This window comes from Taibaiella soli, assembly GCF_003236175.1.
GTDB lineage: Bacteria > Bacteroidota > Bacteroidia > Chitinophagales > Chitinophagaceae > QKTW01.
Genome location: NZ_QKTW01000011.1, coordinates 61,864 through 83,530, shown reverse-complemented (window position 1 = coordinate 83,530; position 21,667 = coordinate 61,864). Strand labels below are relative to the sequence as shown.

The window sequence follows — 21,667 nt, the reverse complement described above, 5'->3', positions numbered from 1 at the left end:
TAACTTAAAGGGAATAAGCCACTCGGCTTATTCCCTTTTTTGGTTTTATGCTTGCCTCAGGATAAAAAACTGATAAAAAATATCATTGATTTTTGCGCCATTTTTAGACGTTTTGGTTCGCTTTTTTGTTGTTATTCGACTGTTAAGGAAAATCAACTGTTGTAAAATTGTTAAATAATTGCATTAAATTGACAATTGTCGACATCATTCGCATGTGCGACCTGTAAACAATCACATCTATAAACATTGGAAGGAAAACTGAACCCAACGCTGAGACTTCCAGGAAAGCAAAACTAGTCCCGCGTCCGGACTTTAAAAGGATGCCATAACTACGCCTGCTCCGAAGTTGAAAAAACATCGGTATAGCCGGAGGCATGCCCAAAACCAATTCGAAGAAATTTTAGCTACCCAATTTGATTTACAGGAATTATCGACTGCTCTGCTTCCCAATTCGTCCCGGATTTATCTCTAAAACAAAGTTTTCTCAATCCCAATTACGAGTATGAAATTACCATTACAAAAAGCGCTTATAGGCCTGTGTCTTGTAGGGGCTACAACCTCTGCCAGAGCCCAGTTATCGGGCACCTTATCCGTACCGAGTGCTACTTATCCAACTATTGCATCTGTTGTTTCCGCGCTCAATACACAGGGTGTGGGCGCCGGAGGTGTTACCGTAAATGTTACTGCAGGTTATACAGAAACACTTACAGCCGCACTTTCGCTCACAGCGACAGGTACTTCGGCCAATCAGATCACTTTTCAAAAATCTGGTACAGGAGCCAATCCACTTATCACCGCATATGCAAACACTTCCGGCACTGCTACTGCAGCTTCTGCAACCATAGACGGTATCTGGAATTTTGTGGGCTCCGATTATGTGACCATCAATGGTATTGACCTTTCTGAAAACAGCGCCAATAACACTGCTGCTGCGGCAGCAGCTACACAAGCCGCTGCTGCCGGTATTCTGATGGAATATGGTTATGCATTTTTCAAAACAAGTGCAACAGATGGTGCGCAAAACAATATGGTTAAAAATTGTACTGTAACACTCAACCGCCTCAACTGGACCGCTGCTGGTTCCGGGCCATTATACCCAGGCTCCGCAGGTATTGAAGTGATGAACTGTACGCCAGCAGCAACACAAACCAGCCTCACGGTTTCTGCTGTGTCTGGGCGGAGTATGAATAATAAATTCTACAGCAACACGGTGCAGAATTGCAACGTGGGTATTGCATTGAGCGGTTATGCCGCCTCTTCGCCGTACACGCTGGCAGATACAAGCAATGATATTGGCGGGTCTTCTGTTACGACTGCAAATACGGTGATCAATTTTGGTGGTGGCACCAGCGCTACACAACAGTCGATTGGTATTGCAGTGCGCAATCAGTGGAATTTTAATGCGTCTTACAATACGGTTAATAGCAACAATGGTTCTGGCGTGAATCATCCATACACATTGCGTGGTATGTACTTTGTAAATTCTGCCGGTGCATCGGGCAGTGCAAATAATAATACCGTTACTGTTGCTGGTGGCGGCAGCTCGCAAAGCATTTATGCGATTGATATGGAGGCAGGTAATTCTGCCAACAGCAATACGGTGAATGTCGTTAATAACACAATTCAAAACAGTGCTTTTGCTACATCAAGCAGTGGTTCTTTGTATGGTATTTATGTAAGTTCTACAGCCACAGCGGTAAATGTGAACAATAACACATTCAGCGGTAACTCAGTTACAACCGCAAATGGCAGTTTTCAGGGTATTTACAACAATGACGCTCCGGCCAATCTGAGCATCAACAATAATACGTTTTCGGGAGCGGCTTATGGCAGTACAGTAAATACCGGTACGCAATACTTTATTTATAACAGTAGTACAATGACCGGAACATTTACCATCAACGGTAATACATTCCAGAACTGTACCAATATGAATACTTCGGGCGATGTTTATTTTATCTACAACAATAACAGTACGCCTTCATACAGCGTTCAGAATAATAAATTCAACAATCTGTCCAGGGCTTCGACGCTAGGTGGCAACTTTTATGGTCACTACAACAACGGTGGTGGTAATGGTACGGCAACGCTGTCATACAATACGTTTAACAACATTACCTCAAGTGGCAGCGGGCTTTTTTATGGATTGCATTCCACCACTTCATCGTCGCAGAGTGTAAACTACACTGGCAATAAGTTTACCAATCTGACATTAGGATCGGGATCCGCTTATATGATCTACAATACTTACGGCAATGTGGTGAATATTAATAATGATACCATCAATAATATCAGTACCGGGGGCGATCTATATCCAATATTTGCAGGTAGTGGCAGCACAATCAATGCGAATGTGTATTCGAATATCATCAATACCATTTCAACGTCTGGCGCGAATTCGATTTACGGTATTTACCTGAATGCAAGCGCCAGTGGTGCCGTAACCAATGCCTACAAAAACAAGGTATACGATTTTAGTGCGACCAATGCGGGTGGAAAGGCCTATGGTATCTATGCATCATCAAGTGCAACGCATACGATTTACAACAACCTGGTAGGCGACATCAAAGCGCCTGCAGCAACGGATCCGAATGCAGTAGTAGGTATTTATATTAGCAGCGTGAATGCTGCGAATGTGTACAATAACACTGTTTATCTCAGCGCAACCAGCTCTGGCGCTACATTTGGTAGTAGTGCGTTGTATGTTTCCTCCACTTCTCCGTCTGTTACTTCACGTAATAATATTCTGGTTAATAATTCTACTCCGGGCGCTACAAGTGGCTATTCTGCCGCTTTTCGTTATACCGCTGCTCCGGGTTCAGCGTATCAGAATGTGTCCAATAATAACCTGTTTTATGCAGGTACTGCTGCCGCCAATCATTTGATTTATGGTGAAGGAGCATCCGCATCTGCAACGAACGGACAACAAACATTGGCCGGGTACAAATCATATATCGGCAATGCAAGAGATACCTTCTCTGTTACTGAAAATCCAAACTTTGCAAGTACTACCGGCAGTGCGGCTAACTATCTGCATTTTGCAGCAGGCACCAGTACATACGCAGAAAGTGGAGGTGCAAACGTAAGCGGTATTACGGATGATTACGACGGGGATATCAGACAAGGTAACCCTGGTTATACAGGTACCGGTACTGCTCCGGATATTGGCGCCGATGAATTTAATGGTACGCCATTAACGCCGTCTATCAATACCATCGCCGTAGCGCCGGGCACACAATGTGAGGCGTCGGCACATACTGTTACGGCCAATGTATCACCTGCTCCCGGTGGGTCGATTACTTCTGTAACGCTGACTTATGCATTTAATGGCACAGCACAAACGCCGATCACAATGACCGGTGGCAGTACCACAACCACTTCCAACTGGACAGCTACCATTCCCGCTGCAACTCCTGGAAATGCAGTTGTTACCTGGAGTGTGTTAGTTTACGACGGTTCATTTACTAAAACATCAACTGGCACTTCTTATAGTGATGCGCCAATGCTGGGCCTTACCGCTACGGCTTCTGCAACGCTGGCAACTGTGTGCGCTGGTAGCCCGTCAGTATTAAAAGTAAATGTGCCGGCACCTTCGGTCGTTGGCGCAGGTGCGCTTACGACTTCCGGTAGCGGCGGTTCCAGTGGTAACTACGTGAGCCCGTTCAGCCACTACTACGGCGGTTATAAAGGTCAGTACATGATCAGAGCTTCAGAGCTTACTGCTGCAGGATTCGCTCCGGGTGATTTTACCGCGCTGGCTTTCGACGTGACATCGGTTGGTACTACCTATGCGGGTTTTGCAATCAATATGCTTCAGACAACCAACACTGACCTGAGTGCTGGTTTTAATCTTTCTGGTTTGCAACAGGTTTACAATACAAGCGCAACACCGGTTGTGGGGATCAATACTTACGCATTTACGGCGCCGTTTACCTGGGATGGTACTTCAAACATTGTAGTGCAGGTATGTTGGAGTAATAACAACACTGGCGGTACTGCAAGTGAAGTTAAGTATGATAATACTTCCTTTATCGCGGAGGCTTATTACAGAGCAGATAACACATCAGTTGCAACGATGTGTGGTAATACTTCTAACACAGGTACGGTATCTGCAAGACCAAAGATGGTCCTCACAGGTAATAAAGGTAACTTAACCTATTCCTGGTCAAACGGATCAAGTGTTGTAGGTATTACATCACCGCTCACAGTTACGCCGGCGTCTACTACCAGCTATACGGCTACTGTAAAAGACGTGAATAACTGTACGATTACTTCTAATGCAATTCAGGTAACAGTAACACCGCTTCCTGCTTCGCCAACGGTTACCAATACTACACAATGTGGTGTCGGTGTACCTACGGTATCTGTATCTGGTGGTACAGGAATTTACAAATGGTATAGCGCTGCTACAGGCGGCACATTATTGCAGAGAGGTGGTAATACTTATACGGGTGTTATTGGCACGACGACTACATTCTACGTAGTCGACTCTTCTGGCCTTTGCGAAAGTGCGCGTGTTGCGGTAACTGCAACAGTGACAATTCCGGATTCTATCAATGCAAAAGCAAATGGCAGTTTTACACCGCCAAATATTTGTCTGGGTAGCCCGGTAAATCTTTCAACAGTAAAAAACGGCACCACCAATACTTATACGTACAAATGGACAGCAAATCCGACAACGGGTAGCAATATTCCGGCAACAGGTACTACAGGTCAGAATATTACGGTGACACCAACTGCTGCAGGAACTTATGTGTACACAGTAACTGGTTCCGATGCTACATGTACGGCTGTTTCTTCGGTAACGGTAAATGTGATTAATACATTTGCCAACACGCCATTGGCAACATCGGCAACAAAACCTACCATTTGCGCAGGCGATGCGGATTCTCTGAAGGCTTCCATTACGGCGCCGTTCTTTACGGAAACATTTGAAAGCGCTTCATTCCCGCTTACAACTTTCGTCACAGGTTCTGTATCTGGTACGCCAACGGCAACGCAAAACACCACTTATTTTGCACAGGGAAGCAGTTCTGTATTGTTTAATACTGCTTCAGCCAGTGCAGATGTAAGTTTGTCTTCTGCAACATCGATCAACCTTACGCAATATTCTTCCGCGAAATTGACATTCTCTCAGATTGCAGCACTTGAAGGAAGTTCCAGCTCTTATGATTATGGCTATGTGCAATACTCTACGGACGGCGGAACTACCTGGACTTCATTCCCGACTTCAAGTTATGCAGGAACAGGTACCTTGTTTAATTCCGTGGTATCTTTCTCTACACTAAGCTATTCCAACTGGACCAGCACGCTCAGCAGTGCAACTGCAACACCAACCAATTCTCTGTGGCAAAATGAAACGATCAATATTCCTGCCGCTGCAATGACCAGCACGCAGTTTAAAGTTCGCTTCCGTTATACAACCGATGGATCGGTGTTCTACTATGGCTGGCTGATTGATAATATTCAGCTCATTGGTACTTACGCGGCGAATGTTTCCTGGGCTAATGGCGCAACCGTTATCGGCACGGCTAACCCGCAGCCAGTAACGCCTACGTCAACAACAACGTACACGCCAACGATTACATACAATGGTTGTACCACAACAGCACCTACTGTAACAGTGACTGTTAATCCTTTGCCGACAGCAACGATTACGCCATCTGCCGCGACAACAATTTGTGCAGGCAATAATATTGTGCTTACAGCGGGCGCCGGCACAGGTTATACTTATCAATGGCAGTTGAATGGCGCGGCTATTACTGGCGCTACTGCTAATACTTATACAGCAACGGCTGCAGGTAATTATACCGTGGTGGCAACCAGCCTCAATTGTTCCGCAACTTCCGCAGCAACGGTAATTACGGTAACACCTTTACCTACGGCTACAGCTACAGCCGCGGGAGCAACTAGCTTTTGCACTGGCGGCAGCGTAGTGCTGAATGCCAACACTGGCACAGGTCTTACGTATGTCTGGAAACGCAATGGTACTAACATCACTGGTGCTACTACAGCCAGCTATACAGCTACCACTACCGGAGCGTATACCGTAACGGTAACCAGTAATAGTTGTAGTGCTACTTCTACTGCTGTAAATGTTACAGTATTGGCACCGCCTACGGCTACGGTTTCTGTATTTGGTAACACTACATTCTGTCAGGGGGATAGTGCACTGCTGGTAGCTAATGTGGGTGCAGGTCTTTCTTATGTATGGAAACGTAATGGTGTGTCTATTGCCGGTGCAACGAACAGTATGTACCATGTGTCATTGGCAGGCACCTACACGGTCGATGTAAATAATGGTGCTTGTACCACTACATCAAACAGTGTGGTGATTACGGTAAATCCATTGCCAACAGTTACTACTGCAGCAAGCGGTCCTACAGGATTTTGTGAAGGCGGCAGTGTAACCTTGACTGCATCGCCGGCTACCGGACTTACTTATATCTGGAAAGAAAACGGCAACGTAATTTCTGGTGCTACCAATGCAAGTTATACGGCAACCCAGACCGGTGCATATACTGTAACCGCGTCAAATGGTACTTGTTCGAACACTTCATCGCCGGTGAATGTAACGGCATACCCGATACCGGTTGCAACGATCACTCCGTTAACCGCTACAACTATTTGTACGAATGATACGGCTGTGTTGCAAGCTCCGGGCGGAACCGGTTATGTTTACCAATGGTACCTGAATGGCAATGCTATTGCTGGTGCAAATGGTCAGATCTATTCGACAAATACGCCGGGTAGTTATACGGTGGAAGTAACAACACCAGCGGGATGTACCGCTACATCAACAACTGCGGTTACGATTACTACGTTTGTTGCGCCCAATACAGTCGTTGCGCACACAGGCTCATTGGCTGTCTGCGAAGGCAGCAGCGTAACGCTTTCTGTTACGACGGGAATAGGTTACACTTATCAATGGTACAAAAACAGTACTCTTATTTATGGTGCGACTAATTCAGACTACACTGTAGTATCGCAGGCAGGTACTTATACGGTTCGTGTGACAACGCCAAATGGTTGTTCCGGCATTTCTCTTAATCAGGTAGTAACGGTGCTGCCGCTGATGTACCCGATCATCTCGATTAGTGGTACAACGCTGAGCACTTCTGGTTTTACTGCTTATCAATGGTATTTGAATAACACACCGATTCCAGGTGCTACCAATGCCAGCTATACAGTGGAACAAGACGGTTACTACACCGTGCTGGGAACTGCACCAAATGGTTGTCCGACGATGTCTGCAATTGCCAGCATTCAGTTCCTTGGTATTGAAACCGTGAAAGCAGAAATGGTGAAAATCTATCCGAATCCATCTTCTTCTAAAGTGTACATCGATGCGCCGAAAGATGTGAACGTTGCGCTTTGCGCGGTAGACGGCCGTGTGCTTGACTATGTGAAAAAGGCGAAACAGATAGATATTTCCAACTACACAGACGGCGTTTACATGATCCGTGTACTCGATGAAAATGATGTCCTCATAAAAATCGAAAAACTGGTTAAGGCTTCGCGTTGATAAAGTTAATACGTTGATATGTCGAAATACAAGAAAGGGAATAAGCCAATGTGCTTATTCCCTTTCTTTGTTTTGCGAAAAAAAATAGATAAGAGGGGCTTGCATAACACTTTCTGCCTAAGGAAACGCCGGCGTTAAAAAATGAAATGCAGCGCGTCAGTAATTATGATGGTTGTAAGAATTGCTATGATGAGCAAAGTGACAGATACTCCGCACGCAACATGCGCCAATTTCCATGCATATCCTTCCGGATCTCCACATTTTTATAGCCTTTTTCTTCGAATAATTGTTGCGTAGCCTGCGCATATTCTAAATGTAATTCGCAATAAACAATGCCGTTCTCGGTTAAATGAGTGCGGCCAAAATCAGCAATATTCCGGTAGAACAGCAACGCATCATCGTTCGGAACGAACAATGCCAATGATGGTTCATGGTCTTTTACATTACTATGCATTGTTTCCTTATCCGATTCCGGAATGTAAGGTGGATTGGAAACTATGATATCATATTTTGGAAAACCATTCCAGGTATCCGTATTCAGAAAATTATTTTCGTAGAAATGAACACCTGCCCCCAATGTAGTTGCATTGCGTTTTGCCACACTGAGTGCGTCGGCGCTCACATCCATCGAACTCACATCTGCATCCCGTAAAGCCAATTGCAGACTGATCGGAATGCAGCCACTGCCGGTACCAATATCAAGAACAGAAATATTGTCTGTTTTATTCTTTTGGTCTTTGATGATCCAATCGACTAATTCTTCCGTTTCCGGCCGTGGTATCAGCACAGCATTATTTACATAGAATGACCGGCCCATAAACCATGCCTCACCCAAAGCATATTGCATGGGTTCGCCTTTCTTCAATGCCGCTGCAACATCCTCAAATTTAGTCCGCTGCTCACTTGTCAATGGTGTATCCTTCTTCGCTAACCGTTCCATTTTCTCCAAGCCAGTTAAGGTAAACAACACCTCATGTGCAATAGCTGCAGCTTCCTGGGCATCATAGATAGCCTGCAGGTCCTGCTTCAAGCTGTAAAAAGCTTCGTTTATGGTCATGCAGCAAAAATAAGCAATGGTGAATGGCCAATGGTGAATTTGTGAAACCTCGCGCTAACTCCCCTTCAGGGTTGGGGGTAAGTTGCTCTCGCTGGAAGTGCTCCTCCTTTGGATGAGTTCGATAAGGCCGTATCTTTGTACCATACTAAACATGAATTTACGCCATACCTCCGGCCTAAGGAAACTCGGCGTAAAGAAATGAAATGCAGATAGCGTAAAGCAATTATGATGGTAATGAGAATTGTTACGACGAGATGTAGATTTGCCGGGAATCAAGCAGATGCTTAATAGTAAGCTTTAGATTGCCACGTCGTACCTCGCAACAGCTGTATGCCTTCGTCGTCCTGAACGAAGTGTAGGGATTAGCAGTAGTTTCCTTCAGCCTTGAATTTTTGGTTACTTTTTGTTCAAGCAAAAAGTGACAGACAACGAGGAATGCAACGCTACAGAAGTTATGTATAAGCGCTAGTTGCTTTGGATGAGTTAGAGGACGCCGTATCTTTGCACCGTGAATCACGAACTTTTTATGAAGCGTTGCCTGGAATTGGCACAGTTGGCGAAAGGCCATACCGCACCCAATCCGATGGTCGGCGCTGTGCTTGTACATAAAGGCCGGGTAATCGGCGAAGGTTGGCATCGTATATACGGTCAGGCACATGCAGAAGTTAATTGTTTTGAAAGCGTTGCACCCGCAGACAGGCATTTAATTCCTCAAAGTATCATGTATGTGAGCCTGGAACCCTGTGCACATTATGGCAAAACACCGCCCTGCTCGTTGCGCATCGTTCAGGAAAAAGTAAAAAAAGTGATCATCGCCAATGTTGATCCGTTTGAAAAAGTGGGCGGCAGAGGGATCGATATTCTTCGTTCCAATAATATAGAGGCTATCACCGGTGTGCTGGATGATGAAGGTAAATGGCTCAATCGCCGCTTTTATTGCTTTCACACACAAAAACGTCCCTATATTATTCTGAAATGGGCACAGTCGGCAAATGGGTTTATAGCACCGGCAGATAAAAGTCGTTTGCAGCTGAGTAATCGGCACAGCATGCAGCTCGTGCATAAATGGCGCACAGAAGAGGCTGCCATCATGGTTGGCTATCAAACGGCACTAAGCGATAATCCGCAGCTTACATCACGCCACTGGAAAGGTAACCAGCCATTGCGCATTGTTACGGATCGAATGTTGCGACTGCCTTCATCTCATTTTTTGTTCGACCAAACGGTTCCGACCTGGGTGTTGAATGAACAAAAGGAGGAAGTGGACGACAAGGTTCATTATATAAAGCAATCGGGTAACGATTTGCAGGCGTTGATGAATAAATTACATGCGGTAAATAAATTGTCCATTATTATAGAAGGCGGTCCTGCACTGCTCAAAAGCTTTATTGACGCGGGTCTTTGGGATGAAGCACGCATATTTACCGCAGCGAAATCCATCTCTGACGGCATAGCTGCACCTTTATTGAAAAATGCAGCACTCGCTGCTAAAACCGATCTCGAAGACGATCAGCTGAATGTTTATGTCAACCAATCTTCTGCTTATCCGTATGTGAACGGAATGCCACTATAAACTGAACTATGATATTTCTGCTGCTGACCATACTGCTGAATACCTACATTTTCGTACTGCTAAAGATTTTCCAAAAGCTTAAGGTAGATGCGCTGCAAACTATTGTAGTCAACTATTGGACTTGTGTCGTAACCGGAAGCATTTTCGAAGGAGGTTTATCGATCTCTTCTGAAAGTGTGCACCAGCCCTGGTTTATATGGGCTGTTATGCTTGGTGGCGGTTTTATTACCGTCTTTAATCTGATGGCTTACTGCACCAAAACAGATGGTATCACAGCTACTACAGTTACCAATAAATTGTCGCTGGTCATTCCTGTAATTGTTTCTTTGTTTGGCTATCATGAGAAAAGCAGTTTTCTGAAAATAGCAGGAATCATCTTGTCGTTTCCTGCGGTATACATGACCGTCAGACAACCCAAGGAAGAGGGCAGAAACGGCAACATGTCCTGGTTGATTGTGTTATTTTTTCTCAGTGGCTTTCTGGATACGTTTGTAAAATATGCCGAACGTAATTATCTGACCACACCGGCGTCACAAGCTTCTTTTACGTCACATTTGTTTGCAGTTGCAGGCACTATCGGCACATTAATAGTATTGGTAAAACTTGTAACCGGCAAATCGAAACTTGCCTGGAAAAACCTTTGGCTGGGCATTTGTTTAGGGGTACCCAATTATTTCTCGATTTATGTTTTTATCCGGATGCTGCACAGCGATTTTTTGCCTAGTTCGGCATCTATTCCTGCTAATAATATAGGAACTGTTGTAGCTTCAACTGCTGCCGCTATTTTATTATTCCGGGAAAAAGTAACGCCAATGCGTATTGCCGGACTTATTCTATCTGTTGTTTCCATCTTATTGATCGCTTTTTCATAATGTCACACCCTGATAAATATAAAACACTGGCGGAACCTGCTACCGCTGAATTTAAAGACAGAGGCAGCAAGTTTCTGGCATATGCATGGCCTGTTTTCAGTACGCAGGATGTAAAGGAAAAATTACAGTTCCTCAAAAAAGAACACCCGAAGGCGGTGCACCATTGCCTCGCTTTTCGTATCGGTATTGATGGGAAATTATTCCGCGCCAGCGATGATGGGGAACCGTCGGGCAGCGCTGGCAGACCAATTCTTGGACAGATCGACAGCGCCGGATTGACAAACGTGATGGTAGTGGTGGTTCGATATTTTGGCGGAACTTTGCTGGGTGTGCCGGGATTGATCAATGCTTATAAAACAGCAACGTCAATGGCGTTAGAAGATAAACCTGTTATTGAAAAATGGGTAGAGGAAAAATATGAATTTTCATTCGACTATCCGACGATGGGTGAAGTAATGTATCTGTTGCGCCAGAGCGAAGCCACTATTTATAAACAAGATCTGCAGCTGTTTTGTATGGTGCAGGCGGGTATTCCTAAAGTACATGCGGCGCAATATTTACAGCGACTGTCGGAAATCAGAGGTGTAACGATTAAACCAATTAAAGACGAAGCTTAAAACGTGTCACTGGCAGAAAAACATAGCATAATAATTAAGCAGGAAGCAGCCCGTTTGGGTTTTGAATCCTGTGGCATTGCTGTGGCCCAACGGCTCGATGAGGATGCCCGTAAGTTGGAAAGTTGGTTAAGTAAAGGTTTTCACGGCAAGATGCAATACATGGAAAATCATTTTGACCTCCGTGTTGATCCGCGCAAACTCGTGCCAGGCGCAAAGTCTGTGGTCACTTTATTGATGAATTATTTTCCTTCGGAAGAACAACAACGAGATGCGCCAAAGATTGCTAAATATTCATGGGGTATCGATTATCATTACGTCATTCGCGAAAAGCTCAATGAGCTGCTGGATTTTATTCGTGCCAATATCGGTGAGGTAGACGGGCGGGGTTTTGTAGACAGTGCGCCAGTATTGGAACGTAGTTGGGCTGTGCGGACAGGTTTAGGTTGGGTAGGGAAGAATGGTAATTTGCTGACGAAGAAAAACGGTTCTTTCTTTTTTATTGCAACATTGATCACCGATCTGGAATTACAACCTGATGCTCCTTTTACTACAGATCATTGCGGTAGTTGCACGCGTTGTCTGGATGCTTGTCCTACAGGCGCTATTGTATCACCCTCATTAGTCGACGGCAGCAAATGTATTTCTTATCTCACGATTGAATTAAAAGACGCGCTCATTCCTGATGAGTTTCATTCAAAAATGGATGGCTGGATGTTTGGCTGTGATGTATGCCAGGATGTATGTCCATGGAATCGCTTCGCAAAACCGAACCACGAACCTGCGTTCACACCAGTTCCTGAAATTCTTAATCTTTCCACCAGTCAATGGCAGGAAATGACCGATGAATCCTTTCGTCGTATCTTCAAAAATTCCCCTCTTAAAAGAAGTAAATGGCAAGGGATTCAAAGAAACCTTCAGGCTATTAAAATCGTCTGATGTTTTATTTTTTGATCGTTGATTTTTACTCGTGTCTGTCATCCTGAGCGGAGTCGAAGGATTGTTGGTGTGAGTTGTGAGCGTCCACCATCATTTCGTAAGTCTTCTTCTTCGTCGGAGTGACATGCCTTAAGGCTAGGCTTTTTGATTTACGCTCTAATGAACTTTGCGTCCTTGCTTCTTATGCCTCTTTGCGGGAAACTCACAATTCACTACTCACAAATCAGACATCAGCGATCTACTTATTCTTCCCCGTTAGCATTGGCACAAAAACAAAATCACCACGTTCTTCCTCTGTGATATTGCCGTCTTTATCTTTCTTGATACACATCATTTTCTGGCCGTTGTCATCACCGACAGGAATTACCATAATGCCGCCGGGTTTTAGTTGTTCTACCAGCTTTGGAGGAATAAAAGGTGCAGCAGCAGTTACAATTACTTTATCAAACGGTGCAAAAGAAGGAAGTCCTTCATAACCGTCGCCATAAAAGCGTTTAATGTTAGGATATTTACTCAGGAAAAAGAATTTACCGACGAAGTCAAACAACGCACGCTGCCGTTCAATCGTATAAACCATAGCGCCCAGCTCCGCCAATACGCACGCCTGATAAGCGCTGCCGGTACCAATTTCCAGCACCTTGTCAAACTTCTTAATCTCCAGCAGCTGCGTTTGGTAAGCAACTGTATAAGGCTGTGATATAGTTTGATTGGCTACGATCGGGAAAGCGCGGTCTTCGTAGGCAATACGTTCAAAGGCCTGGTCAAGGAAGAAATGGCGTGGAATAGCTTCGATGGCCGCAAGTACACGTTCATCGTTGATACCTTTCTCTTTTAAAGCCTGTACCAGTTGTTTTCTTAAACCCTTATGCAGATAATTGTCCTCTCTCGGTTTGCTGTGCAGCATACTGCAATTTAAAAAAGCCGGACCTTAAATAAAACTTGCAGAAGTAGTTTATCTGTGTATGGGAAATTATTTGAGCTGAAACACGACACCAAGTCCAACACCATATGGCGAGGCTATTGGAACCATACGCATAGAGATATCGCGGGAAATATCGAAATTTTTCAGGTGGGCAAAAGTTATAGCATCAACAATTTGCAGTGCATAACCAACAGCTGTAAACAACACTGTCATGTTGAGGTACTTGCTATAAGCATCCTGCAGTGTTTTGATATCAGCGTCTGAATACGGTAACCCATCGCTATGGTCGCCCTGAAGGCGAGCAATATAGATTTTGCGGTAATTCCGGTAGTTTTTCAGATTGTCAACGATAAAATAACCCGCAACGCCTACACCCACATAAATGATCGGAATTTTCCAGTACTGACGGTTATACAATTGACCGGCACCAGGTAATATTGATGAATATAATCCTGATTTCTTTGGATTTGGCTGAAACGGTTCATTCTTCAATTCGGCTGCCGAAACAGGCGGCGGTGGCGTCATCACTGCCTGAGGCGTAGCCTGTTGCGCAGTATCAGGTATAATGCGATTGAGGGATGTGTCGGGTGTAGCCTGTGCAAAGGTCTGAGACGCAATACACAAGAAACATACGATCATCACCGGCATCAAGCCCAAAAATCTATTGCTGAAGCGCAGAAAGCTATTCATCGGAGGGCAAAGTTAATGAAATGTCTGATGGCGGATGTCTGATTTTCCGATTTATCAATTGTTTGGTGTTCGCATTCCCTCACCGTTGGGGTTAAACATCGCGTTTACGAATCGCTATGTGGGATCGGCGATACAATGGTTCCGTCTAATGAGGGATTCTCACAACTGACAACTCACGACTCACAAAGCAAATCAGCGATCAAAAAAAGCGGTTGCCTATATTTCAAGACAACCGCTTTGCTAATATTATTCCGAATGTTTATTTGGTGCTTTTGCCCAGTGTTACATTCATTGACTGTTTAGACAGATCATTGATGATATTCACGGTTTCAGACAAATAAATATCCTTTTTCAGATTTTTGATCCAGTCGTTATTTTTCGCAGTTGTGATGCTGTCTGCGCTGATGCGCTTCATGTCATCCTGCAAATTTGTGATCGTCAGCGGTGTGCCTTTTTTCTGCAATTCTTCCAGTTTCTTAGAAGTAGTATTTGCTTCGTCCAGTTCTTTGCGATAATCAGCTTCGTCGAGGAATGCTGTATTATCATCCTGCTGTTTTTTCAGTTTAGTGGCATTCGCCTGAATCAAACCGAAGATCGCATTGTTTTTCACGCGGGTAGCGCTCAATGCAGCGAGTGTCGGACCATTTACCGGATTTGCAAACGGTTCGTATTCTGCTGGCGCAATTTCATCCCATGGTAAAGCACATTTATCACGGCGTTCGCCCATATCGATTTCTGCGTATGGATCTGGCAGCAGTACATCTGGCGTTACGCCTTTCAACTGAGTAGAACCACCATTGATACGATAGAATTTCTGAACAGTGATTTTCAGCGCGCCCAGTTGACCCAGGCCATTCGCTTTATTACTACTATTAGCGGCCATATTGGTTGCCTGCAAACGCATGCGGGTAATCGGATCCAGCATTTCATCCAGTGAAATAACTTTCTGAACGGTGCCTTTACCATATGTAGGTGTACCAACAATTACCGCACGTTTGTAATCCTGCATTGCAGCAGCCATGATTTCAGAAGCAGAAGCGCTTCCTTCATTTACCATAATTGCCAGTGGGCCGGCATACAAAGCACCTTTTTCATTGTCCTGCAATTTCATTGGTGCAGCGTCATTGCTTTTCACTTGTACGATCGGGCCTTTGTCGATAAACAGACCTGCCATATCAACTACGTCGCTCAGTGAACCACCGCCATTGTAACGGAGATCGAGAATGATGCCTTTTACGTTTGCAGCTTTCAGTTTTTGAATTTCATTCGCAACATCTTCCGCACAACGACGGCCATTTACGCGCTGGAAGTCAGAATAGAATTCCGGCAGATAAATATAACCGATCTGGCCACCTGGATTGTTGATAAGTGCTGATTTTGCAAATGTTTCTTCAATCTGGACTTCACCACGGATGATCGGAATTACTTTCATGCTACCATCCAGTCTTTTTACCGTCAAACGTACTTCAGTGCCTTTTTTACCACGAATCAGTGCTACCACTTCATCAAGGTCATAACCTTGTACATCCACCGGGTCTTGCGCACCCTGGCCAACTTTCTGGATTTCATCACCGGCTTTCAGATCGCCTTGTTTCCAGCTTGGACTACCTGAAATAATTGCAGCTACTTTCACTTTACCATCTTCTGGTTTCAGTTGTGCACCGATACCAAAGAATGTACCAGACATCTGAACATCGAAATCTTGTTTCTCTTTCGGCGGGAAGTAGTCTGTATGCGGATCTTCGCTGTGTGTTACACCATCCATAAAGATGGAGAAACGCTGATTTTCATCAATTTTACGAAGACGTTTGAAATATCTTTCCTGATTCTGGCGAACGCTGACACGGGCATCTGCTTCCAGTTGTGCATCTGTTTTTACTTTCAGTGTGTCTTTTACCTTCGGATCTTCGAGAGCTTTCTTCTGTGCGTCTTTCAGATCCACATATTTTACAAGTACACGGTATTTCAGATATTGCTTCCAGCGATCTTTCAGCGCGTTTTCGTCAGCTGCGTATTGCAGTTTGTCACCACTCATCACATATTCCTGTTTGTCGGTAAATGTAAATGGTGTATTGAGGATTTCTTTATAATAACCTTCTGCACGGTCAATGCTTTTTGCAAACATGCCGTTCAGCTTATCGAAGAATTCCAGTGAATTGGCATTGATCTCGTCATCGATCTGAAATTCATACTTCTGCAAGCCGTTCATTTCGCCCTGGGTGAAAAATTTCTTTTCGAAATCGAGATCATCCATGATTTTATGATATACATGAGACGAAAAAGTATCATCTATAGCACGGGGAGAATAATGTCCCTCGTTGATTGTTTTCATTACCGTTTGAAGTACCAGTTTGCGTCTGTCTTGTTCCCCTCCGCTGTTGTCATCTCCGCCTATATATTTAAACGAGAAGAATGCGGCCAGCGCACCTCCGATCAATAGCGGTATTAAAATTTTATTCTTCATGAATTGTAACATAGTCTAACGAAATTAATATACGCGTCGGAAACAAATGTAAACGTTTTGCTGTTAAGAAAAAGTAAATCAAACCCCTTTTTGGATCCCTCATTTCAGGTGATTTTCAATAATGGATAAAATCAATGCCAGGGCAGATAAAACGAATGGTTAAGGCTTATTTGGTAAACAAACAAATCTGTAAATTGCAGCCTTATTTAAGGAATATCATGATGCAAAAGGTTTGGGTACAGGATCTCGGTAATATTGAATATGGGAAGGCCTGGGATTTGCAGGAATCGCTGTTGAAACAGAATCTTGAGAAAAAATCTCTGTGGTTTGGAAAATCAGATGAAGAGCGGCCTGCGGATATCGGGACCAAAAATTACCTGTTTTTCTGCGAACACCCATCTGTGTACACCTTGGGCAAAAGCGGCCATATGGAAAACCTGCTGGTCAATGATAGTCGCCTGAAGGAGCTGGATGTTTCTTTTTATAAAACCAACCGCGGCGGCGATATTACCTACCATGGCCCCGGACAAGTGGTTGGTTATCCGATACTTGACCTTGAAAAGTTCTTTACCGATCTCGGTAAATACATGCGTTTTCTTGAGGAAGTGATCATTCGCGCCATTGCTCCTTTTGGTATTAAGGGGGATCGACTGGAAGGTTCTACCGGCGTTTGGCTGGATGTAGGCACGCCAGATGCCCGCAAAATTTGTGCGATGGGTGTGCGTTGCAGCCGCTGGGTTACAATGCATGGTTTTGCGCTGAATGTAAATACAGATTTGAGATATTTCGACTATATAGTTCCCTGCGGCATTACGGATAAAGGTGTTACTTCTATTCAGAAAGAAGTAGGACACCCGGTAGATGAAGCAGAAGTAAAGCAAAATATCAGGGCAGCATTCGAAGAGGTTTTCGGGGCTGAATTGGCAGAAAATGAACTAAATGAGCTGCTGACTGTTGCATAACAATTATTGTTGCATTATTTTTAAGTTTACTCTATTATAAAAGTGAGCTCTGAGATCAAATATAACTGGGGCAAAGACTTCGTTCTGATCGACCTTGGTAACCGTATCGAAACACGCATCCGAATTCTATTTTGGGCCGAGTTTCTTTTCACCTATGGCATGGCCTCTATCTTCCTGTTGCAGTCGCTGCCGCTTGGCAAGCATTGGATGCACTGGAGCACGGGTTTAGGCGCTGCTATTTTATATCTGCTTGCAGCCTATCGTTTTTTATCCCGGATGTATTTCCGCGAAAAGATCCTGATAGAAAAAGACCACCTCACATTATTACAGCAAACATTTCTCAGAAGAAAAGTCCAGCATTATGACTGGAAATACGTCGGTCCGTTACACTACGTGGGCAAAGATTCTAAGACAGACCATCCACTGAAAGGAAAGAATTTTGATTACTTCGGTTTTGAAACACACGAACATCTTATTCAAAATCTCCACCAGGACGGAAGCCTTTATTTTAACTACGAAGGGTTTCCGGTGCGTTTTGCCAAAGGCGTTTATTCATGGCATGCTGAAGAAATAGTGCGCATGATGAAACTCTACATGGGCGATGTACTGCAGCTTGGGGCCGAATGGGCGTACATGATGCAGGAACATGAATGGGATGACAACCTTAATAATTAAAAAGTCAAAATTCAAAAGTCAAAGCTTAAGAGTTTGCGGGTACACTCGTGTTGGTCATGTCGGCGAAGGAGACATCCCGCGTAATTTGAATCGGAATATGCCGTAACTTATACATCGAATAAATAAAATAAACAGCCGCAAAGTGAATCTTTGCGGCTGTTTATTTTTTAAGTATATGCAAAATTGTAAGTGCTTTGCTCCTTACGCGTCTTCGCGAGAAACTTGCGGGAAAATTGTGTGGGCTTCGGCTTCGCTCAGCCTGACAAAATGAGTGTCCGTCTCAAATAGTCCGTCACAAATCATCAATAAATAGTAATATACCCTGTTTCCAGTTTCTCTTTATCCTTCAGCAATTCAAATTTGTAGAGGCCTTTTTTCTGGAAATTCCTTTTATCTACAATAATACTTGGCTCACTGATACGCGGAATTTCAAAAATGCGGCGGTCTTTCTGATCGAAAAACGAAATACTGTACATATGCTTTTTCGCTTCCGGAATTTCAATATTCACGTGTCCGGTAAATGGATTTGTAAATACATACTGAGACTTGATATAAACCGAAGGGTCCACGGCGTCACCACCAATCGTCGGTACTTTAATGACGGGAGCGGTCGATTTAGGTTTGGTTGGGCTAGCAGGATTAGTCGCGGTGGCTCCTGTTGTTGTTCCCGCAGGTGTGGTTGTCCCGGAGGGAGCAGCGGCCATTGTTGCCGTCATACCTGAGGCCGTAGTAACAGTCGTACTCACATCACCGGCCGTAAAATCACCGGATGTACGCACTTTACTTGCGTATCGCTGGAGCGAATCATTCGGCGGCAGTACTTTTTGATGCAGCAATTGAGCGCTGTCCACCATTAGTTTCAGATTATTACTGTACCAGGTAAGATCAGAGCTGAAGACGATATACAGGCGATACCAGTTTTTGCCCGGATTCGGGTGACCATCGATAAAGGCCTGTGGACCTTTTTTCAGATCTTTTACATAACCGATCGTTGCAAAATTATGCGAACTGTCTTGCGAACGCTGCATGGCGATGGATTTGATACCATCGTATTGGCAGGTCCACGTGATGACGTTCATGCCACCTTGTGTAATACCGATCATATCCGGCATGAGTGGCTGCGCCTGCAATGTATAAGTAAAGAGGATGAAAAGTAGAGTGATTAATTTCCGCACTTCAGAGATACAAATTAAGAATGCCAAGCTACTGCAAAATATTGTAGAATGGACAGAATGCCTGTGAGAATTTCATTTTTTCTAACAAAGAGAAAAAAATATACATTGTTGGTAACTGAAAATTCGGAGCTTCACAACTTTACAATTTCACGACTTAACCTCGCGGACGAGCAATTGGGTTTTTAAGGTTTTCCACTATCTTTAGCGCCCAACAAATAATTATTTACTGATATCTCATGAGTTTATTTCTGAAGAAACCATTAGAGCAACTGCTGGCGCAGGCCGACGATTCCGAGAAGGGACTGAAACGTACCCTCGGCGCCGGTAACCTGGTGGCCCTCGGCATTGGCGCTATTATAGGTGCCGGTCTGTTTGTTAGAACAGCAGCAGCCTCAGCAGAAGCAGCGGGACCAGGCGTTACACTTTCCTTTATCGTAGCAGCCATCGGTTGTGCATTTGCAGGTCTTTGTTACGCTGAGTTTGCGTCCATGATTCCGATTGCGGGTAGTGCGTATGCTTATTCTTATGTAACCATGGGAGAATTGGTGGCCTGGATCATTGGCTGGGCGCTGATCATGGAATATGCGTTGGGGGCGGCTACCGTTTCCATTGCCTGGAGTGAATATCTAAACAAGCTTTTAGGAGGGGGCATTCCGTACGAATGGTGCCACTCGCCTTTTGAGCATATTAATACGGTCGTTGGCAGTGCTATCGGGCAATTCCCGGCAGACCTCGCTAAGACGGCCAAAGAAGGTGTATTGTTGCTCACTGATGATCAGGTGAAAAATCTGGCGCCTGCGCTGAAAACATTGGTTGTAACACAAGCCGGTATTTTCAACGGTCCGGCGCTGATTATTCTTGTATTGCTGACGTTGTTGTTGATCAGAGGTACACAGGAATCTGCGATGGTAAATGCGGTAATCGTATTCATCAAAGTAACGATTGTATTGTTGTTTATCGGTTTCGGCTGGCATTTTATCAGACCGGAGAACCATACTCCATACCTGATTCCTGCAGGAACACCAGGTCATGAAGGTTTCTTCAAACACGGCTGGGGTGGTATTCTTGGCGGTGCAGCCATTGTATTCTTTGCCTTTATCGGTTTTGATGCGGTGAGTACTGCAGCGCAGGAAGCAAAAAATCCGAAGCGTGATATGCCGATCGGTATCCTCGGTTCACTGGTGGTTTGTACGATTCTTTATATTCTGTTTGGTCATGTGTTGACAGGTGTAGCTAACTGGCAGGAATTTGCAACTGCAGGTAAGGAAGCATCTGTAGCTTACGCGATCCAGACTTATATGCATGGTTATGGCTGGCTCGGTACAAGTGTTACCGTAGCGATTCTGGCTGGTTTCTCATCTGTAATTCTCGTAATGCTGATGGGGCAGAGCCGTATTTTCTATACCATGAGTAACGATGGTCTGATTCCTCCGGTATTCGGCAAACTGCATCCGAAGTATAAAACGCCTTATATGGCCAACTGGATTCTGTTCATTTTCGTGGCATTGTTTGCGGCATTTGTGCCGGGTAGTGTAGCGGGCGATCTTACATCATTTGGTACTTTGTTTGCGTTTATGCTGGTGAGTGCGGGTGTATGGATTTTGCGTATGAAATCTCCAAACATTGAGCGTCCGTTTAAAACACCGTTGGTTCCATTGGTTCCGATTCTCGGTATTATTATATGTGGCGGTATGATCGTGGCGCTGGATAAACAAACACTTACGGTTGCTTTTGCGTGGATGGTGGTAGGTCTGTTTGTGTATTTCGGTTACAGCCGCAAAAGAAGTAAACTGCGCAGACCAGGTGAAATTTTGCCGCAGGCTTCTGATTTTGAGAAAATCAAGTAGGTTAATACGTTAAAAGGTTAATAGGTTGATACGTTGATATGTGTTGCCTTTAATTAATACCAAAAGTGGTGCAAGGCTCTTGCGCCACTTTTTTTGTTGTAGTCCGATGGTAATACTATGAGTATATAATTACATGGTCATCCCGAGCGTAGTCGAAAGAGAAGATTGTCAATGGTCAATGGTGAATGGTCAATCATGTTTCGTTGTCATCCTGATGGGAGGAAGGATCCTTCGTCGGGATGGACTTATAGATTATCATTTTTTGGGTTAAAATCAACTCAGACACACAACTCGGGAAGGGTTTAATAATAGTATTGCAGATGAACGTAATGCGTCGCAACGATGTTTAATC

Annotated in this window: 13 protein-coding genes; 8 read left to right on the top strand and 5 right to left on the bottom strand. The window is 44.4% G+C overall.

Features of this window, described 5'->3' with window-relative positions; translation table 11 throughout:
• Positions 1-502: 502 nt before the first annotated feature.
• Complete coding sequence (locus tag DN068_RS07450; RefSeq protein WP_110998278.1) at positions 503-7,525, top strand: Ig-like domain-containing protein; 7,023 nt, start codon at positions 503-505, stop codon at positions 7,523-7,525.
• Positions 7,526-7,709: 184 nt separating this feature from the next.
• Here the strand turns inward: DN068_RS07450 and prmC are convergent, their stop codons facing one another.
• Complete coding sequence (gene prmC / locus DN068_RS07445) at positions 7,710-8,582, bottom strand: peptide chain release factor N(5)-glutamine methyltransferase (RefSeq protein ID WP_110998277.1); 873 nt, start codon at positions 8,580-8,582, stop codon at positions 7,710-7,712.
• Between the two features lie 508 nt (positions 8,583-9,090).
• Between prmC and ribD the strand changes: the two genes are divergently transcribed.
• The 4 genes from ribD to queG are packed head-to-tail and all read left to right on the top strand — an operon-like array spanning position 9,091 to position 12,580.
• The gene (gene ribD / locus DN068_RS07440) at positions 9,091-10,155 is read left to right on the top strand and encodes a bifunctional diaminohydroxyphosphoribosylaminopyrimidine deaminase/5-amino-6-(5-phosphoribosylamino)uracil reductase RibD (protein ID WP_262508848.1); all 1,065 of its coding nucleotides are present in this window, start codon (positions 9,091-9,093) and stop codon (positions 10,153-10,155) included.
• An 8-nt stretch (positions 10,156-10,163) separates the two neighbouring features.
• Complete coding sequence (locus DN068_RS07435) at positions 10,164-11,027, top strand: DMT family transporter (RefSeq protein WP_110998275.1); 864 nt, start codon at positions 10,164-10,166, stop codon at positions 11,025-11,027.
• Complete coding sequence (locus DN068_RS07430; protein ID WP_110998274.1) at positions 11,027-11,644, top strand: IMPACT family protein; 618 nt, start codon at positions 11,027-11,029, stop codon at positions 11,642-11,644. Before DN068_RS07435 ends, DN068_RS07430 begins: the two co-directional genes overlap by 1 nt.
• Before the next feature lie 3 nt (positions 11,645-11,647).
• Complete coding sequence (gene queG, locus DN068_RS07425; protein WP_110998273.1) at positions 11,648-12,580, top strand: tRNA epoxyqueuosine(34) reductase QueG; 933 nt, start codon at positions 11,648-11,650, stop codon at positions 12,578-12,580.
• Between the two features lie 238 nt (positions 12,581-12,818).
• Here the strand turns inward: queG and DN068_RS07420 are convergent, their stop codons facing one another.
• The 3 genes from DN068_RS07420 to DN068_RS07410 form a co-directional block, all read right to left on the bottom strand.
• Complete coding sequence (locus tag DN068_RS07420) at positions 12,819-13,484, bottom strand: protein-L-isoaspartate(D-aspartate) O-methyltransferase (RefSeq protein ID WP_110998272.1); 666 nt, start codon at positions 13,482-13,484, stop codon at positions 12,819-12,821.
• Positions 13,485-13,550: 66 nt separating this feature from the next.
• Complete coding sequence (locus DN068_RS07415; protein WP_110998271.1) at positions 13,551-14,192, bottom strand: DUF5683 domain-containing protein; 642 nt, start codon at positions 14,190-14,192, stop codon at positions 13,551-13,553.
• Positions 14,193-14,451: 259 nt separating this feature from the next.
• Positions 14,452-16,656, bottom strand: coding sequence for a carboxy terminal-processing peptidase (locus DN068_RS07410; RefSeq protein WP_165836311.1), 2,205 nt, complete (start codon positions 16,654-16,656; stop codon positions 14,452-14,454).
• Positions 16,657-16,811: 155 nt separating this feature from the next.
• Between DN068_RS07410 and lipB the strand changes: the two genes are divergently transcribed.
• Positions 16,812-17,618, top strand: coding sequence for a lipoyl(octanoyl) transferase LipB (gene lipB, locus DN068_RS07405; RefSeq protein WP_243630149.1), 807 nt, complete (start codon positions 16,812-16,814; stop codon positions 17,616-17,618).
• Between the two features lie 42 nt (positions 17,619-17,660).
• Positions 17,661-18,293, top strand: a complete 633-nt coding sequence (locus DN068_RS07400) for a hypothetical protein (protein WP_110998269.1) — start codon at positions 17,661-17,663, stop codon at positions 18,291-18,293.
• A 302-nt stretch (positions 18,294-18,595) separates the two neighbouring features.
• On the opposite strand, the gene DN068_RS07395 is transcribed toward DN068_RS07400, so the two are convergent.
• Positions 18,596-19,495, bottom strand: a complete 900-nt coding sequence (locus tag DN068_RS07395) for a hypothetical protein (RefSeq protein ID WP_123985275.1) — start codon at positions 19,493-19,495, stop codon at positions 18,596-18,598.
• Between the two features lie 209 nt (positions 19,496-19,704).
• Here DN068_RS07395 and DN068_RS07390 point away from each other — a divergent pair, with 209 nt between their 5' ends.
• Positions 19,705-21,315, top strand: coding sequence for an amino acid permease (locus DN068_RS07390; protein ID WP_110998267.1), 1,611 nt, complete (start codon positions 19,705-19,707; stop codon positions 21,313-21,315).
• The last annotated feature ends 352 nt before the right edge of the window (positions 21,316-21,667 follow it).

Bases quoted from the DNA above. Each gene is read 5' to 3' on its own strand.
- DN068_RS07420 (WP_110998272.1), bottom strand. From the start codon at position 13,484: ATGCTGCACAGCAAACCGAGAGAGGACAATTATCTGCATAAGGGTTTA.
- prmC (WP_110998277.1), bottom strand. From the start codon at position 8,582: ATGACCATAAACGAAGCTTTTTACAGCTTGAAGCAGGACCTGCAGGCT.
- DN068_RS07450 (WP_110998278.1), top strand. From the start codon at position 503: ATGAAATTACCATTACAAAAAGCGCTTATAGGCCTGTGTCTTGTAGGG.
- lipB (WP_243630149.1), top strand. From the start codon at position 16,812: ATGGTTAAGGCTTATTTGGTAAACAAACAAATCTGTAAATTGCAGCCT.
- DN068_RS07390 (WP_110998267.1), top strand. From the start codon at position 19,705: ATGAGTTTATTTCTGAAGAAACCATTAGAGCAACTGCTGGCGCAGGCC.
- DN068_RS07430 (WP_110998274.1), top strand. From the start codon at position 11,027: ATGTCACACCCTGATAAATATAAAACACTGGCGGAACCTGCTACCGCT.
- DN068_RS07435 (WP_110998275.1), top strand. From the start codon at position 10,164: ATGATATTTCTGCTGCTGACCATACTGCTGAATACCTACATTTTCGTA.
- DN068_RS07415 (WP_110998271.1), bottom strand. From the start codon at position 14,192: ATGAATAGCTTTCTGCGCTTCAGCAATAGATTTTTGGGCTTGATGCCG.
- DN068_RS07410 (WP_165836311.1), bottom strand. From the start codon at position 16,656: ATGAAGAATAAAATTTTAATACCGCTATTGATCGGAGGTGCGCTGGCC.